Source organism: Intrasporangium calvum DSM 43043 (assembly GCF_000184685.1).
Taxonomy (GTDB): domain Bacteria; phylum Actinomycetota; class Actinomycetes; order Actinomycetales; family Dermatophilaceae; genus Intrasporangium; species Intrasporangium calvum.
This window is the reverse complement of sequence record NC_014830.1, coordinates 2,990,015-3,005,885: the sequence shown is the minus strand read 5'-3', so window position 1 is coordinate 3,005,885 and position 15,871 is coordinate 2,990,015. Positions and strand designations below refer to the sequence as shown.

Annotated in this window: 19 protein-coding genes and 1 pseudogene; 3 read left to right on the top strand and 17 right to left on the bottom strand. The window is 71.1% G+C overall.

Annotated features, from left to right (window positions below; translation table 11 throughout):
* Positions 1-16 precede the first annotated feature (16 nt).
* Both INTCA_RS13585 and INTCA_RS13580 read right to left on the bottom strand, forming a co-directional pair.
* Complete coding sequence (locus INTCA_RS13585) at positions 17-1,702, bottom strand: substrate-binding domain-containing protein (protein ID WP_041307749.1); 1,686 nt, start codon at positions 1,700-1,702, stop codon at positions 17-19.
* A 218-nt stretch (positions 1,703-1,920) separates the two neighbouring features.
* Entirely contained in the window at positions 1,921-3,177 is a 1,257-nt protein-coding gene (locus tag INTCA_RS13580; RefSeq protein WP_013493502.1) for a DNA recombination protein RmuC, read from the bottom strand.
* Positions 3,178-3,247: 70 nt separating this feature from the next.
* Between INTCA_RS13580 and INTCA_RS13575 the strand changes: the two genes are divergently transcribed.
* From INTCA_RS13575 to INTCA_RS13565, 3 genes are all read left to right on the top strand, one after another.
* Positions 3,248-4,087 (top strand): thioesterase family protein, encoded by an 840-nt coding sequence (locus INTCA_RS13575; RefSeq protein WP_013493501.1) that lies wholly within the window; start codon positions 3,248-3,250, stop codon positions 4,085-4,087.
* Between the two features lie 97 nt (positions 4,088-4,184).
* The gene (gene ychF / locus INTCA_RS13570; protein ID WP_013493500.1) at positions 4,185-5,279 is read left to right on the top strand and encodes a redox-regulated ATPase YchF; all 1,095 of its coding nucleotides are present in this window, start codon (positions 4,185-4,187) and stop codon (positions 5,277-5,279) included.
* Positions 5,280-5,311: 32 nt separating this feature from the next.
* The gene (locus tag INTCA_RS13565; protein ID WP_013493499.1) at positions 5,312-5,521 is read left to right on the top strand and encodes a hypothetical protein; all 210 of its coding nucleotides are present in this window, start codon (positions 5,312-5,314) and stop codon (positions 5,519-5,521) included.
* Between the two features lie 187 nt (positions 5,522-5,708).
* Here INTCA_RS13565 and INTCA_RS18765 read toward each other — a convergent pair whose 3' ends face one another.
* From INTCA_RS18765 to INTCA_RS13500, 15 genes and pseudogenes are all read right to left on the bottom strand, one after another.
* Positions 5,709-7,295: a phage major capsid protein gene (locus INTCA_RS18765; RefSeq protein WP_013493498.1), complete on the bottom strand. Its 1,587-nt coding sequence runs from the start codon at positions 7,293-7,295 to the stop codon at positions 5,709-5,711.
* A 179-nt stretch (positions 7,296-7,474) separates the two neighbouring features.
* Positions 7,475-7,747, bottom strand: a complete 273-nt coding sequence (locus INTCA_RS19615; RefSeq protein WP_013493497.1) for a hypothetical protein — start codon at positions 7,745-7,747, stop codon at positions 7,475-7,477.
* Between the two features lie 494 nt (positions 7,748-8,241).
* A complete protein-coding gene (locus INTCA_RS13550) occupies positions 8,242-8,637 on the bottom strand; it encodes a hypothetical protein (RefSeq protein WP_013493496.1) in 396 nt (131 codons plus the stop codon).
* A 2-nt stretch (positions 8,638-8,639) separates the two neighbouring features.
* Entirely contained in the window at positions 8,640-9,038 is a 399-nt protein-coding gene (locus INTCA_RS13545) for a hypothetical protein (protein ID WP_013493495.1), read from the bottom strand.
* A complete protein-coding gene (locus tag INTCA_RS19890) occupies positions 9,035-9,283 on the bottom strand; it encodes a WhiB family transcriptional regulator (RefSeq protein WP_052338016.1) in 249 nt (82 codons plus the stop codon). The genes INTCA_RS13545 and INTCA_RS19890 overlap by 4 nt, the downstream gene beginning before the upstream one ends.
* 250 nt (positions 9,284-9,533) lie before the next feature.
* Positions 9,534-10,925 (bottom strand): DNA primase family protein, encoded by a 1,392-nt coding sequence (locus INTCA_RS13535; RefSeq protein ID WP_013493493.1) that lies wholly within the window; start codon positions 10,923-10,925, stop codon positions 9,534-9,536.
* Positions 10,922-11,155 (bottom strand): hypothetical protein, encoded by a 234-nt coding sequence (locus INTCA_RS13530; protein WP_013493492.1) that lies wholly within the window; start codon positions 11,153-11,155, stop codon positions 10,922-10,924. The genes INTCA_RS13535 and INTCA_RS13530 overlap by 4 nt, the downstream gene beginning before the upstream one ends.
* Positions 11,152-11,451 carry a hypothetical protein gene (locus tag INTCA_RS13525; RefSeq protein ID WP_013493491.1) on the bottom strand — a complete coding sequence of 100 codons (300 nt, stop codon included), beginning with the start codon at positions 11,449-11,451 and terminating at the stop codon, positions 11,152-11,154. The genes INTCA_RS13530 and INTCA_RS13525 overlap by 4 nt, the downstream gene beginning before the upstream one ends.
* A complete protein-coding gene (locus INTCA_RS13520) occupies positions 11,448-11,666 on the bottom strand; it encodes a hypothetical protein (protein ID WP_013493490.1) in 219 nt (72 codons plus the stop codon). The genes INTCA_RS13525 and INTCA_RS13520 overlap by 4 nt, the downstream gene beginning before the upstream one ends.
* Before the next feature lie 113 nt (positions 11,667-11,779).
* Complete coding sequence (locus tag INTCA_RS13515; protein WP_013493489.1) at positions 11,780-12,175, bottom strand: hypothetical protein; 396 nt, start codon at positions 12,173-12,175, stop codon at positions 11,780-11,782.
* Complete coding sequence (locus INTCA_RS13510; protein ID WP_041307744.1) at positions 12,172-13,548, bottom strand: recombinase family protein; 1,377 nt, start codon at positions 13,546-13,548, stop codon at positions 12,172-12,174. Before INTCA_RS13510 ends, INTCA_RS13515 begins: the two co-directional genes overlap by 4 nt.
* A 44-nt stretch (positions 13,549-13,592) precedes the next feature.
* Positions 13,593-13,841, bottom strand: coding sequence for a site-specific integrase (locus INTCA_RS19215; protein ID WP_244859909.1), 249 nt, complete (start codon positions 13,839-13,841; stop codon positions 13,593-13,595).
* A gap of 213 nt (positions 13,842-14,054) precedes the next feature.
* Positions 14,055-14,184 (bottom strand): annotated as a pseudogene (locus INTCA_RS20360) (IS110 family transposase); the annotation flags it as partial.
* Positions 14,185-14,210: 26 nt separating this feature from the next.
* On the bottom strand, positions 14,211-15,179 hold the full coding sequence (locus tag INTCA_RS13505) for a sensor histidine kinase (RefSeq protein ID WP_013493488.1): 969 nt from the start codon (positions 15,177-15,179) through the stop codon (positions 14,211-14,213).
* Positions 15,176-15,856: a response regulator transcription factor gene (locus INTCA_RS13500; protein ID WP_013493487.1), complete on the bottom strand. Its 681-nt coding sequence runs from the start codon at positions 15,854-15,856 to the stop codon at positions 15,176-15,178. Before INTCA_RS13500 ends, INTCA_RS13505 begins: the two co-directional genes overlap by 4 nt.
* Positions 15,857-15,871: the final 15 nt, after the last annotated feature.

The following is a 15,871-nucleotide window of genomic DNA, read 5'->3' as shown; positions in this document are numbered from 1 at the left end:
AGTTCCGGTGAGCCGGTCAGCCGCCCAACACTCCTCGGAGCGTGGGGAGCAGGTCCTTGGGCTCGGCGGCGTTGACGTAGCGCCCACCCGTGAGCTGGGCGAAGGGAGTCATGGCCTTGGCGTCCGGCTCGCTGCCGAAGCCGACGATGGTGATGCGGATCGGGTTGCGCGGGTCGACGAGCTTCTTGACCCTGCTGAGCGCCACGCTGAGGGAGGCGCCGTAGTCGTCGTCGTTGAGCCCGTCGGTGACGATGACGACGGAGTTGAGCTGGCCCTTGGTGTAGGTCGCCCGGGCCCGCTGGTAGGTGGCCACGATCGTGTCGTAGAGCCCTCGCCCGCCGCCGACCGAGCGGGTCAGCCCCCCCACCTGCTTGCGCAGGTCGAGCAGGTGCGACGAATGGCCCACCGGTGCGGCGTTGAGCAGGGGGCGGAAGTCGTCGCCCTGCTTGCCGATGTGCAGGGAGTAGGCCCAGAGCCCGAGCCGGCTCGAGCCCGGCATCCCGGCGATCGCCTGGAGGGTCGCCTCCTGCATCACCGCGAGCCGGGTGCCCTGGTCGGTCCGGCGCAGCATCGACCCCGAGACGTCGAGAGCGAGGAGGGTCTGGCGCTTGGGGGTGGCGGCGGCCCACGCGGCCCGGACAGCCTTGAGGGCCGCGGCGTCCGGGGCAGGCCGGTCCGTGACCGTTCCGTAGAGCGGCGAGGGCATCTGGGGCTCGGGACCGCCGGGCGTGGCGAACCCTGCTTCCGAGAAGGCCGTCTTGGCCTCCTCGGTCGTGAGGTAGGCGGCGAAGTCGGCGACGAGCTCGGCCACCTCGGCCTTGTCGGTGAGGGTGACCAGGCGGTAGCCGAGGAACGCGGCTCCGTCGACGGGCGCCACGGCCGCGAGGGCCCGGGCGTCGTTCGACTCGTTGTGGGCCAGCAGCTGGGCCGCCGTCACGACGACGCCCAGGGGGGTCGCGGCCTCCGCCACGGCCCCGAGGCCCGGGGCGGGTGCGGAGGCGTTGGCCTGGGCCACGGCAGCGACCCGGTCCGGCGGCAGGCCACCGGCGGCGGACGCGAGCGCTGCCGCGCCGACGGCGTAACGGGCCGGGTCGGGGACCCGGACCGGGGTCCGGGACGTGATCGCCGCGGACCACTTCGCCTGGTCGCCGATCTCCTCCGCCGCGGGGACCGGGAGGGCCACGACGACGCCGGTCGAGGCGAAGGGCTCCGGGACGGTGATCTCCCGGCCGGCGAGCGTCCCTGCGCGGGCGATCCACTCAGCGGAGTCGGTGACCCACGCGTCGGGCTCTGCTGCCGTGCCGACCGTCCCCGAGACGGTGAAGGACTCGACGGGCTCGATGGTGAAGGCGGCGCATGGGCCGCTCGCCTCCTTGCTCAGGGTCTCGGCCAGGGCGGCGAGAACCGGCGCCACTGCGGGAGCGGCGGCGATGGTCACGGCGGTGGCGTCGGTGCAGGACACCGGAGCCGCGGCCGTGGCGGGCACGGACGTGGGCGGGGCGGCGGGGGTGAGCAGCCGCCAGCCGACGAAGCCGACCGCGACGAGGGCCACCACGGTGACGGCGGCGATGAGGGCGTGGCGGCGACGGGCCGCCCGCATCCGCGCCCGGTGGGCCACCTCGGCCTGATGGGCCGACTCCTGGAGCGAGGCCTCGTAGGGTCCGACGCGCCGTCGCGGTCTGGTTGGCTCCTCTTCCGGCACGGGCCCCCCACCCGCGGTCACTTCACACCACCTGTCACGGACGCAATTCTCGGGGGACAGTCGGTGGAAGTCCACCGTCTCGGGCGCGCCGGAGTTGCCCGCTTCGCCGGATCTGCGCAGGTGGTGGCCGCTTTCGCCGGGCGGGCCGGGTCAGGAGCCGGGGCCCGGCAGCCCGTGCGGGACCGCGAGCTCGGCCCGCTGGCAGCGGCGCTCGACGCTCAGGCGCTCGCTTCGCGGCGGTCGTCACGGTCGTCACGGTCGGCGCGCTCGTCGCCCGGCCCCACGTCCAGCACCCGTTCGCGCGCGAGGTGAACTTCGTCACGTGCCGTGCGGCTCAGCTCGCCGAGCCCGGCCTCGTCGAGGAGCTCTGGTGCACTGAGGGTCCGGGGCGATGCCTCGAGGGGGAGTGGCTCGGGCTGCTCGTCCGGCTGGGCGATCCCGAGCTCGCGCAGCCGCCGTGCCGTGACGAAGACCCGCGACTCGAGCGTCCCGACGAACCGGTTGTAGTTCTCGACGCTCCGGGCGAGCGACTGGCCCATCGCCGAGACGTGGCCGCCCAGCGTCGAGAGCCGGGCGTGCAGGTCCTGGCCGAGGGCGAGGAGGTCGCGGGCGTTCTGCTCGAGGGCGTCCTGCTGCCAGACCGCTCCGATGGTGCGCAGCACCGCGAAGAGGGTGCCGGGCGACGCGAGGACGACCTTGCGGCTCAGTGCGTGCTCGTAGAGGCCGGGGTCGTCGGCGAGCGCCGCACCGAGGATCGCCTCGCCGGGCACGAAGCAGACGACCACCTCGGGAGAGCGGGTGAAGGCGCTCCAGTACGCCTTCCCGGCGAGGGCCTCGACGTGCCGGCGCAGCGACGTGGCGTGGGCGCCGAGGAGCTCGGTGCGCTCCGTGGCGCTGACCGACTCGCCCTGCGCCTGGAGGAAGTGGGACATCGGGGCCTTGCTGTCGATGACGACGTGCCGCCCGCCCGGCAGGTTGACGACGACGTCGGGGCGGATCGTCGCCCCGTGGCTCGAGGTCAACGTCACCTGCTCGTCGAAGTCACAACGGGCGAGCAGCCCGGACAGCTCGAGCACCCGGCGGAGCTGAACCTCACCCCACGCGCCGCGGACCGACGAGGCGTTGAGCGCGCTCGCGAGGGTCGCCGTCTCTGACCGGAGCGACTCGGTCGACCGGCTGACCGAGGAGAGCCGCTCGCCGAGCTCGCCGAACTGCTCCACCCGGTCGCGCTCGAGGGCGCCGACCTGGCGCTCGACCCGACCGATGGTGTCGCGCAGCGGGGCCAGCAGGGCTGCGGCGTCGGCCGACTCGGCCCGGGCCAGCTCGAGGTCGTCGAGTCGCTGATGCAGCACGTCTCGCTCCGCCTCCGCGGCGGTGGCCCGGGACAGGAGGGAACCGCGCACCCAGAGGGCGGCGATCAGCCCGCCGAGGAGCAGGCCCGCGACGAGACCGGTGAACAGCGCTGCTGGGTCCATGCGGCAACCGTGTCAGAGGGCACCGACAGCGCCCGGCAGGCCACGCCGTCGGGGCCATCTGCTAGACACCGTGCTTGTGAGCGAGTACGACGACGTCATCCGGCTGGAGCCGACCGACCACCCCGACCGCAGGCAGGGCGCCTTCACCGAGTCGTGGATGATCGGCAACGCCGTCAACGGCGGAGTCGTCATGGCGGCCGGCCTGACGGCGTTGCGGCAGCACCTCTCCACCGACCCGCAGGAGGTGGCCGAGCACATCGACCCCGTCGTCCTCAGCGCCTACTTCATGACCGCGTCCGCCCCGGGCCCCTTCACCGCGACGACCGAGCTGATGCGCGCCGGGCGTCGCCTCACGACCGGCCAGGTCAGCGTGTGGCAGGACGTCGACGGCGAGCCCACCGAGCGGATGCGGGCCATCGCCTCCTTCGGCAACCTCGACGGTGCCGACACCTACCGCCAGTCCACCCCGCCGGACCTGCCGCCGCCCGACGAGTGCGTCTCCGCGCAGCAGGCCCCGCCGGACTTCCTGCGCCACAACCACTTCCTCGACCGCGTCGACATCCGGCTCGACCCGGCGACGGCGGGCTGGGCCGTGGGAAAGCCGTCGATGCGCGGGCTCATCCAGGGCTGGCTCCGGCTGCGCGACCCGCGCGAGCCCGACACGACCATGCTGGCGCTCGCCCTCGACGCGTTCCCGCCGGTCGCCTTCGACCTCGGCCTCTACGGGTGGACCCCGACGCTCGAGTTCACCGGCCACATCCGTCGCCGGCCGGCCCCGGGCTGGCTGCGCATCGCCATCAACACCGAGAACGTCGGCGGCGGGCTGATGGAGGAGGACGCCCGGATCTGGGACTCCGCCGGGTCGCTCGTGGCCCAGTCCCGCCAGCTGTGCGGCGTCCGCCCCGCCTGACCACGGGAGGGCTGGGAGGGTGCGAAGGCTGGGAGCGAGCTCAGCGGCATACGGGATGGTCGGGAGCCAGCCACACGGCCACTAGACTCTTGACCCCGTGGCACTCACCATCGGAATCGTCGGTCTCCCCAACGTCGGCAAGTCGACGCTCTTCAACGCGCTGACCAAGAACAGCGTCCTCGCGGCGAACTACCCGTTCGCGACGATCGAGCCCAACATCGGGGTCGTGCCGCTGCCCGACGAGCGGCTGGCCACGCTCGCGGAGATCTTCGGGAGCGAGCGGATCCTGCCGGCGACGGTGAGCTTCGTCGACATCGCCGGGCTGGTCCGCGGCGCCAGCGTGGGGGAGGGGCTCGGCAACAAGTTCCTCGCCAACATCCGCGAGTCCGACGCGATCTGCCAGGTCGTGCGCGTCTTCACCGACGACGACGTCGTCCACGTCGACGGCAAGGTCGACCCCCGCGGCGACATCGAGACCATCGAGACCGAGCTCGTCCTCGCCGACCTCCAGACCCTGGAGAAGGCCGTCCCGCGCCTCGAGAAGGACGCCCGGATCAACAAGGACAAGAAGGCCGCCCTCGACAACGCGCTCGCCGCGCAGCAGGTGCTCGAGGAAGGCAGGACGTTGTATGCTGCTGGGCTCGCTTCCGGGGTCGACCTGGCCGAGGCGAGGGGGCTGGGTCTGCTGACGACGAAGCCCTTCATCTACGTGTTCAACCTCGACGAGGACCAGCTCGCCGACGCGGACCTCAAGACGGAGCTCGCGGCGTCGGTCGCCCCGGCCGACGCGGTCTTCCTCAACGCCAAGCTCGAGATGGACCTGATGGACATGGACGCCGAGGAGGCGCTCGAGCTGCTCCAGTCCTTCGGCGCCGAGGAGTCGGGGATGAACCAGCTCGCGCGGCAGGGGTTCCACACGCTCGGGCTGCAGACCTACCTCACGGCCGGGCCCAAGGAGACGCGGGCGTGGACGATCGGCAAGGGCTGGACCGCGCCCCAGGCTGCGGGCGTCATCCACACGGACTTCCAGCGCGGGTTCATCAAGGCGGAGGTCGTGTCCTTCGACGACTTGGTGGCCGCGGGCTCGATGGCGGCGGCCAAGGCGGCCGGCAAGGTCCGCATCGAGGGCAAGGACTACGTGATGCAGGACGGCGATGTCGTCGAGTTCCGACACTCTGCAACTACTAAGTAGGGTGGCCCGGCCGGGGGGAAGGCAGCCCTCCAATGAGCACCACCAACAGCCAGACCTCGCCCGAGTACATCCGAACCGGGCCCCTCGTCGACGAGGCGTTCGAGCTGATCCGCGAGGCGACCCGCCTCGCCCGCGATGGAGGCACCGAGGAGGAGCGCTGTCTCTTCGCGTTCAGGAAGCACGAGCTGCTCGAACGCATCGGCGCGGCCGCGGCCGTCGAGGAGAGCAAGGACCGCGCCTGAACGCGAAAAGACAGCACCCCCGCGCGCCCGAGGAAGTCGCGCGGGGGTGCTGTCTGTTCTCCGGCTGGGCGCTGGCGGGACGGCATTGGTGTGACCCGTTCCTGCCATCGTTCCGGGCCGCCCGGGAGGAGCGGAGTTCAGGCGGCCGCGGTGACGTTGACGCCACCACCGGAGGTCTGGCGGGGGATCAGGTCTGGTTGAGCAGCCGGAACCCGCTGTTGTTGGCCGAGCCGCCGCCGATGCGGGCGTACGCGAACCAGCCGCGCTGCCCGGTCGGGCGGTTGTTCGTCACGTCGAACAGGGTCGGGACGAGCTCGACGTTCAGCCCGGACCGGCGGGCGATGACGTAGTTGCTGAAGTCACCGACGATCGCGACGTTGGTGTGGGTCGTCGTCGTCAGGTCGGTCATGTACGGCGTCTCGTACCACTGCCGGTTCATCAGCACGTCGGCTGCGCCGGCGGTCAGGTCCACGGTCGTGCCGTGGAAGTTGGCGGCCGTGCCGAGCTGCCGGATCTTGTTGTTGATCTCGACCGCGCCCATCCAGCTGGAGCGCCGGCGGAACCGCTGCGGCAGCTTCGCCCACACGTTGTAGACGTCGGCCAGGGCCAGCGTGCCCGCGGTCCCGAGGAGGACCTCGGCGGTCGGGTCCGCGTCGAGGGCGGTGACGATGCCCTGGGGCTCACCCGTGCCGGAGCCGCGGGTGAACTTGTCGACGAGCAGCTCGTCGTAGCCGGAGGCCAGGAGCTCGGCCATTTCCGAGGCGAACCCCGGGTAGTCCTGCCCGACCTCGATCGAGAACGGCACGAACCCGCGGGCGGTGAAGACGTTCACGACCGGCTGGTCGAGGGTCGGCGAGTCGTCCGAGACGGTGGCGCCCTCGGCGTCGAAAGACCAGGAGACGCCGGCGGAGGAGACGCCCTTCCACACGTTGGTGTTGACCTCGACGACCTTGCACAGGTCGAGGAAGACGTTCCCGGAGCCCTGTGCGGTCATGATGACCGACGGGTCGATGAAGACGGGCACGCCGTAGCCGCCGGCGGCGCCGGTGCCCTCACCCATCGCGCGCAGCTCGGACTTCTCGAAGTCCTGGAACGCGCGCAGCGCCTGGATCTCCGGCTCGGAGAGCAGCGGGTGTGGGGTGGACATGACCCGCCGGAACGCCGAGCGGTAGTGCTCGTTCTCGGTCAGGATGATCCGCCGGGCGAGGGCGGCCCCGTCGTAGTTCGGGTTCTCCTCGGTGCGGACGGTGCGGACGAGCCGGTCGACCCGTGCGGCTTGGTCGGCGCTGAGGTCGCGCTCCCGGGCCTCGAGGCCGCGCAGCGCCACGTCGCGCACCTGCTGGTCGCTCATGCGCGCCACGTCGGTCCACGCGTCGAAGGTCCCGCCGGAGGCGTCGTCGTCGGCGAGGCCGTGGTACGCGGCGCGAAGAGTGCCGGGCCGGTCGCGCAGGACCTTGGCGAGGCGCTGGTGGCGGGTGACCCGGTCGCGCAGCTCGATCGTCTCGTCGAAGGCCTGCTGCTCTGGCTCGGACAGGTCGCGCGCCTCGCCCACCGCGTGCAGCGAGCGCAGGTAGTCGTCGATATCGGCCACGCAGCGGTCGAGCTCGCCGGCGCTCAGTCGGTTGATGACGACCGGGTCGCGCAGGTCGGGCAGGTCCGGGCGCCGCGGCGTCGCGTCCATCCGGGCGGCACCGAAGTGCGCGCGGTGGAAGGCCAGCAGCTCGTCGACCGTGAGGCCGCGAGCGCCGATCAGGGGAGTCTGGATGTTGCTCATCGGGATGTCACCTCGAATGCGTGAAGGGACGCCGGAGCGGTGCGCTCGAACGGCGTAACTTTCGCCCGGTGGCGGCCACTGCTGGGCCCGCGCTGCGGGGGTTGTGCACTCGGGGCGTACGCCCGGCTCCACGCCGGGACGGTTTGCGACGTCCTTCGTGGACGAGAATACCACCCGTGTCATTCGAACCGGGGCAGGTTCCGCCGTCGCGTCTCCCCGAGCAGCTGCTCGACCTCGGCCGGCACTTGCGCGTGCAGCGCCGCGACGAGCTCCACCATCGCACGGGCCAGGTCGAAGACCTCCAGCGGCCGGCTGCTGTCCAGGCCGTCGAGCAGGACGGAGATCTCCAGCGCGTCGTCGCGGACGTGCGCCGAGCACCACGCGGCCGCCCTGGCGAGCGCCTCGCGGTCCTGGTCGTTGTGCCCGATCGGGGCGGGGACGGGAGTCGTCATCGTGATCATTCCTTGGTGTCGATGGGGGGGAGGGTGCTGGACGGGGATGCCTCGGCGCCGTGACCCGTCGCGTCACACCGATACCCCCCCGAGTTGAACGCCGGGGTCGGTGGCGCTGAACGCCGGTTTAGCGCTTCTGTAGCGCTACCCGGGGCCCCGAGGAGGGAGAAAAGGTCGAGAGAGACCCTCGGTTACAACGGCGTCAGTGACTACGTGCAGGACCGCTTCGGCGGCGCGCTGACTCGCCTGCCCGTCGACCTGCGCCGGCCGGTCGTGCACGAGCTGGCGTCGGCTGGCATGTCATCCCGCGCGATCGCCCCCGTTGTCGGCGTCACCGATCGCCAAGTGCGGACCGACTTGCAGGTGGGAAGTACTTCCCACCTCGACACCGAGACCGGTGAGGTCTCCGACGACTACCCCGCACCGGATGTCGGTCCGGCGCGGGTCCGGGCGGCACCCTGCGGCCGTCCGGCCACCGCCCCCCCCCCGGGTGGTCACCATGGCTTGCCGCCGGGGCGGTGCATGGTGGGGATGCCGCGGCGACGGCGCTCGGCATCCAGGTCCTGCGCGCTGAGGTGCATCCGGCGCTCGCCTTCGTTCCACAGCCAGTCGATCAGCGACCGGAGAGCCTGGCCGTCGATGCTCGGAATGAAGTAGAGGTCTGGCATCTCAGCGAGCACGGATGGGAGGCTGGATGCGTTGAGTCGCTCGCACTCGGCGCGCCTGGCGCGTTCGTTCGCGAGCTCGGCCGGAGTGGGGGGCGGGTCGATGCCCTCCCGTTTCCCCCAGAGCGACACCCATCCGCCCTCGGGGCCGCCGATCGCTCTTTCGCTCAGCGCCCAGTCAGGCATTGTCCTGATCTGCCATTGGCGGAGGTCGGGGTGCGTCATGCTCACCACTCCTTCCCGTCTGGGCGGAGCGTGGTGGGGAGGCCGCGGCGGATCCGCTCGTTGTCGAGGGCATTCCCGTCCAGCCACATGCGGCGCTCCTCCTTGTGCCAGAGCCAGGTATCGAGGGACTCGATCACGCGGTAGTCGTGCGTGGGGATGAAGTAGAGGTCTGGCATCTCGGCGAGCACGGATGGGAGGTTGTTGCGGTTGAGCCGCTCGCACTCGACCCTGCGGATGCGTTCGTTGTTCAGCTCGGCGGGGGTGGGTGGCGGGGTGACGTTGTTGCGCTGCGCCCAGAGCGCGGCCCAGTCGCCTTCTTCGCCGCCGATCTTCCCCGTGATCAGTGCCCCATCCGGCATTGTCCTGATCATCCATTGGCGGATGTGCGCGGCGTCGGTCATCGTGACGTCTCCTTCTCTTCGGGCTTCTTTCCTCGCGGACGGCCGGGTTTGCGCGTGAACGGGGTGAGGTCGCGCCCGGCCCAGACTCCGAAGCGCTCGCGCGTGGACTCGCCGGCCTCGGCGCACTGGGAGCGGACCGGGCAGAAGCGACACAGCGGGGCGGCACGAGCTCGCTCGCGTGGGTCGTCGGAGATCCAGGCGTCGCCGTCGGCGCACGGGATCCGCAGCCCGTGCGTGAGGGCCACGGCCAGGGCCAGGGCGAGTGCCTCGTGCGGGGTCGGCTGAGCACGATGTGGAGCATGTGGAGGGTTGATGCGAACCTTCCCTATACGCGCACGCGTGGAGATTTCCCATTGACCCTCCACACCCTCCACACTCCGGGTCACCATGGCGTTTCCTGCCTCGCCATGAGCACGACGTGACGCATGTGACGGATGAATGAGAACTTCCCTATACGCGCACGCGTGGAGAGTTTGCATAGAAGCGTCACATGCGTCACCACCCCTCGCCCTGAGCGTCGTCCGGAAGGGTCAAGCCGGCTCGCACCGCGCCGTTCCGGGTCCTTCGGGCCTCGTATCCGAGCCGGTCCAGCTCCTTGGCGAACGCTCGCTCGCTCATCTCGTCGGCGCCCTCGCTGACGGCCCAGCGTCGCCAGGCGCCGTAGAGGTCACGGGTCCGAACGTGCACGTAGTCGCCGGTCTCGCACTCCTCCGCGATGAACCGTGCGACGGCGTCCGAGTCTGCCTGGAAGGCGCCGGTCGCTCGAACGACGGAGGCCGGCTCTCGCATGCCGCCGTTATCCTCGTAGTCGAAGTGACCGGCGATGACCCACGTGAGGATCGCGTCCGCATGCAGGGCCAGCCGCTCGGGCAGCTCGGGGTCGCGCTGCATGACCGGCACCACGACGTCGAACGGGACCACGCGGATTCGCCGCCAGGTCGCTGGGTCGTTGCCCTTGACCTTCGGCAGGTGGTTGGTGACGTAGATGAGCTGGTGGCTCGGCCGCCAGGAGACAGGCTCCCGGTAGAGCCGGCGCGCGGTCAGCTCGTCGCCGCCGGTGAGCCGCTTCATCAGCGTCTCGTCGAGCTTGCGGCCGTCCTCGGTCTCGGAGCCGATGACGAGCCGGGCACCCATCAGCGTCATCATCTCGGGACCACCGACGCCGCCACGCTCGCGGACCATGAGCAGCTCAGGGTTGATGATCGAGGCGTAGTCGCCCATCGCGTGGCTGATGGCGCCGTAGGTGGTGCCCTTGCCGTTGGCGCCCACGCCGATCAGGACCGGGAACAGGTGCTCACGGACGCGGCCGTAGACGCTCTGGCCGATGACCCGCTGCAGGTAGGCACGCTCGTCCTGGTCGGGCAGGACCGAGGCCAGGAAGGCATGCCACTCGCTCGAGTCGGCCTCGGGGTCGTAGGCGCCCGTCGTGACCTTGGTGAGCCGGTCGCTGGGGTCGTGCGGCCGTAGGGCGCGGGTGCGCAGGTCGAGCGTGCCGTTGGCGCAGTTGAGCAGCCAGGGGTCGGCGTCGACGTCGCGCACGGTGGCGGCGAACTCGACGAGGGCGGCGGCGATGTCGAGCACCCCGGAGACGCCAGCCGCGGACTCGCAGCGGGTGACGTCCATGCGCAGCTGCTTGTCTCCGACCGACTCGGCCAGCGACTCGCGCAGCACCTCGAGCACCGCACGTCGGGCGTGGCCCTGGTCGTCCTCGGCCCAGCGTTTGCCGTCGAAGTGGTGCCAGCCGAGTCCGTGGACGTAGAGCAGCCTGTCGACGTAGCGGCGGGCGAGCCGGTAGGCCATTCGGACCTGTCCGGTGTGGTTCTCACCGGACGAGGACATGGGTCGGCCGTTCTCGTCGAAGATGCTCGTGTCGGCGGTGGCGGTCATCCGGCCACCTCCCACTCGGCCGCGGCCTGGTCAGCGATCAGCGCGGCCCAGGCGGGCCCGTGCCGGTCGAGCGCCTCGCGTCGGGCGAGGCCGAGCATCTCGACGGCGCGCTCGTGGAGCAGCTCGTGGGCACGTTGCTCGGCCAGGCGCTCGATCAGGTCCGGGTCGGGGTACTCGCGGCCGGCGAGCTCGGCCGCCAGCAGGTCGTCGAGGGAGTAGTTGCCGCTCATCGGGAGGCCTCCCGCCGCAGCAGCTCCTCGTCGGCCAGGGCGGCCAGGGGCCCGAACGTCGACCAGTACTCGGTGACCACCTCGACGGCGTGCCCGAGGATCGCGGCGTGACGCTGTGCCCCGAAATAGCCTCCGCTGATCGGGCGCCGGCATCGCGTGCACCACGACCTCGTGCGGGTGCCGCGGTGCAGCTCGCGCGGCCGGTCATGGTCGGCAGGAGGTACGATCGAGGTGACGCCGCGAAACGTCTTGTTGCCGCCCGGTTCCCCTGCCGGGCGGCTTCTCTTTGCGCTCATGCGGCCCCGCCACCTCGAAGGAGGACGGCCAGGCGGGCGCGCTGCTCGTCGGACAGCGGCGGCCAGTCGGCGACGACGCGCTCGATGTAGCCCTGGAGCCGCGCCGCCTTGTGTGCTTGGCGGGCGGCGACCAAGTCGGGGTCGTCGGGGGTTCGGGACCGCGACAGCGCGGCGATCGTCGCTCGAAGTGATGCGGGAGAGGCGGTGTCAGCCATTCGGGACCTCGCAGGGCGTGGAACTTCTCGCCCTGCGGCCAACAGGTGACTAGCCAGCGGTTTGTCTCGGTGCCGCTATCCGGTGTTGCTGCCACTCATGGTAGCAGCGACCGCTACACGCGCTTGGAGACGACACGCCGGGACCACGGCTGCCAGATGACGTCCAGAGCGCGGCCGGCCTGCTCGTGACTCATGAGCACATGATGCTTGCAGTCGGGACAGACGAAGTGCAGCTTCGGGTGCTCCGGGTTGGGCTGCTCGGGTAGGTAGCTCGTGCCGGCGATGCCGAGAACCATCGTGCGCATATCGTGCCCGGGCTCGCCCTCAGGGATCGTGAATCGGGCGATGCCGCCCATGTTGGTGCGCGGGTGTCGTCGGCACTTGAGGATGAGCTCGACGACGTAGGCGCCGGCCGGCAGACGCTCGGGGCCGACGCAGTATGAGGGATCGCCCAGGTAGAGGCCCTCGAGCGCCAGACGGTCGGCATCCTCACGCTTGCGTCGGTTCACTTCTCCCCCTTGGGCTCGATGACGACGGTAGCCGGGTCGAACGTGCGCGAGTAGCGGGTGCCCTTGGCGAGCGCCACGACGGCGAGCGCGTCGACGACGGCCCGTTGCGTCGCCAGCGGCGCGGCCAGGAACGCCTCGGCCGGGTCGGGTGCGGTCACGACGGCCGACAGCTCGCCGCGGGTCTGCGCAGCGGCCAGGGCAGCCTGAGCCTTGACCAGCTCCTCGCGGCCGCGGTCGCGGGCTGCCTTGTACCGTGGCCCGTCGATGAAGTCGGCGTCGTAGTCGGCGTCGAGCCGGGCGAGCCGCTTCCGAAGCCGGGCAACCTCCTCCTGCAGCGGCGCCGTGGTGGCCGTGGTCGGGGCGAGTAGGTCCGCGACGTCAGGGCGGGACAGCCGGGCGGCGATGACGGCTCGCACGTACTGGTCGACCGGGCCTCGGGAGCGGTTGACGTGGGCACCGTCGCGGCATCGGTAGCGCGCCCCCGACCATGCGCTGAGCGGCTGCCGGCACACGGCGCACAGGTAGAGCCCTGACCCGAGGTGCTTCCGTTCGGTCGAGCCGGTCGAGTTGGCGACCCGCTCAGGGTTGTCGAGGATCGCCTGTACGGCCTCGTACTCGTCGTCGGTGACGATGGGCACCCACGCGCCCCGCTGGCCCGTCTGCTGGCCCTGGTAGACCGCACGACCGGCATACCGTGGGTTGCGCAGGATCGTCTGTACGGTCGAGGGGTGCCACGGCTTGCCGCGCCGGGTCACGATGCCGTCCTCGGTGAGCGACCGGGCGACCCTGCGCAGGTTGCGCACCTCGAGGAACTCGTCGAAGATCCGGCGCACGACCGCGGCCTCCTCGGGCACGAGCTCGCCCCTCGGCGTGTACCCGGTGAGCCGGACTCCCAGCGGTGGCTTGCCCAGCTCGGACCGCTGACGGGCGGCGGACCGCTGACGCGCGCTCTTGCGCTCCACCTCGGCGCGGGCGACGGCGAGCCGGATCCGGGCGAACAGTCGGCCGGCGTCGGTGGTCAGGTCGGCCTCACCGTTGGCGGTCACGAGGGCCAGCCCGCGGGCCTCGGCGGCGTCGATCCAGTCCTCGAGCTGCCGTGGCTGCCGGGTGAGCCGGTCGAGGTCGTAGCAGACCAGTGCGTCGTAGTGTCCGGCTTGGAAGTCGCGCACGAGGGCGTCGTAGCCGGGGCGGTTCTTGCGAGCGTCCGAGGCGGAGATCGAGTTGTCGACGTACTCGCGCGTGACGTCCCACCCGCGGGCCTTGACGATGGCCAGGCACTCTTTGCGCTGCCGGTCGACGGCCAGCCCTTCGCCGGTCGCGTCGAGCGAGATCCGCAAGTAGACGGCCGCTCTTCGTGGGGGTCTTGTGCTCATGCCACATAGTGTTGCCTTCTCAGGTGATCCGGTGGAGTTCCGCTTCAACGTGTAACTGCCCTGGTCACCCGCGGTTTCTTGGCCCTCAGTCCGCAGGGAGTCCGCAAGAGCGCTGAGGACCATGCCTTGGGCGGCCTTCCGGATACGGTCCTCGGCCGTCGGCCACTGGTGCGAGTAGTCGACAGAGTCACCGTCGCGGACTTGTGCCCGAGGGCTCGCTGCACGGTCACGACGTCGCCGCCGGCAGCGATCAGGCCGGATGCGTAGAAGTGCCGGAGGTCGTGCAGTCGCATGCTCTCGATGCCGGCGGCCGCGCGTCGACAGCCGATCCATGCCCCGACCGCGCCGAGGGCGACCATCACGACCTCGAGCACGTCGTCGGCGACCCTGCCGCGGGCGACCCATCGGCTCCATCATCCCCGCGATCCGCGCGGTCAGCTTGTTGATCTCGCCGGTGTGCCGGTCGATCAGGTCCAGATGCACCCGGGCCAGGAATGCGCGGATCGGCTCCGGCGGCACGAACGATGCCTTCACCAAGCCTTGGGCACCGAGCTGGGCGAGCCAGGTCGCGTCCGCGACATCGGTCTTGCGCCTCGGCACCGTCTTGACGTGCCGGGCGTTGACCAGCATCAGCTCCACACCCGAACACCGACGTCGGGCGACTACCCCGCTGGGTGCATGCGGCGCGGGGCGGGCAGCACCAGCGAGACGGTCGTGCCGCCTCCGGGGGTCTCGGTGATCGTGGCGCGCCCCTGGTGTGCTGCGGTGATCTGCTGGACCAGGGCGAGGCCGAGCCCGTGGCCCGGCAGGGATCGGGACTCGTCGCCACGCCAGAACCTGTCGAAGGCGCGCGCTGCGGTCTGCGGGCTCATGCCCACTCCCGAGTCCGCGACCCTGATGGTTGGTGAAGAGCCGTCGTCGGTGACCGTCACCACGACCGCCCCCGTGGGCGGGGTGTGTCGCAGTGCGTTGTCGATGAGGTTCCCGATCGCGCGGGTGAGGAGCTCTCGGGAGCCTCGCACGACGGCCTCGGACCGCACGTCGATCGTGACCGGGGGGCCACCGGCGGCGGACCTGTCCGAGCGGGCGGCCGCGGTCCGCACGACCGCGCCGAGCGAGACCATGTCGAAGGCGGCGGTGAGGTCGGATGACCCGCCGCGAGCCAGCAGAAGGAGATCCTCGGTGAGTCGGGTGAGGCTCGCGACCTCGCTGAGGCTTCCTTCCAGGACGTGGACGTACTCGGCGGGGGTCCGCGGTCTGCTGAGCGCGAGCTCCATCTCGACCTGCAGGACGCTCAGTGGGGTCCTGAACTCGTGCGAGGCGTCGTCGACGAAGCGCTCCTGGGCCTTGTAGCTCGCCCTGACCGGCACGAGTGCGCGCCGCGCCATCACGTAGCTGAGGACCGGGACGACGACGACGAGGGCGGCGAACCCCAGGAGCAGGCCCGTGCGCAGGTGGGCGAAGCCGAGCTCGACCCCGCTGGCTTGGACGGCTCCGTCGCTGGTCACCGTGTCGTAGTCGAAGGTGCCCGTGACGAAGGCGTAGACCCCGACGGCGACCGCGCCGTACAGGGTGAGCAGGATGGCGGTGTACGTCAGGGTCAGCCGTAGGACGGCGCGGCGGAAGATCATCCGTCCACCGCTATCAGGTACCCGTAGCCGCGCCGCGTCTCGATGACCTCGGGCAGGCCGGGTTCGGCGAGCTTGACCCGCAGGTAGCGGATGTAGGTCTGGACGACGTTGCTCACCCCTTGGTAGTTCGTGTCCCAGGCGTGGTCAATGAGCTGGCTCGAGCTGACCACGTGCCCGGCGTTGCGCATGAGGTACTCCAGGACGGCGTACTCCTTGGCGGTGAGCGGGATCGACCGCCCGGCACGGTGAGCGGTGCGGGTCGCCGGGTCCAGCAAGACGCCCGCCGCTTCGAGCACGGGGGCGTCCGCACGGGGTGCGCGCCGCATCAGGGCGCGCACCCGCGCGAGGAGCTCGGAGAGGTGGAAGGGCTTGACCAGGTAGTCGTCCGCGCCTGCGTCCAGCCCTTCGACCTTGCGCCGGAGCGAGTCGAGCGCGGTGAGCATGAGGATCGGGACGTCGCTGCTGTGCCGGCGCATCACCCGGCAGACCTCCATCCCGCCGCCCGCGATTCCTGGGAGCATGAGGTCCAGGACGACCAGGTCGTAGGTCTCGACCTCGAAGGCCTCCAGGGCCGCCGGCCCGTCGTGCGCGACGTCGGCCGCGTAGCCCGCCTCGCCCAGCGCCCGCCGGACGACGTCGGCGAGCCGGGCGTCGTCCTCCACGACCAAGATCCTCACGTCGCTCGCCTCCGT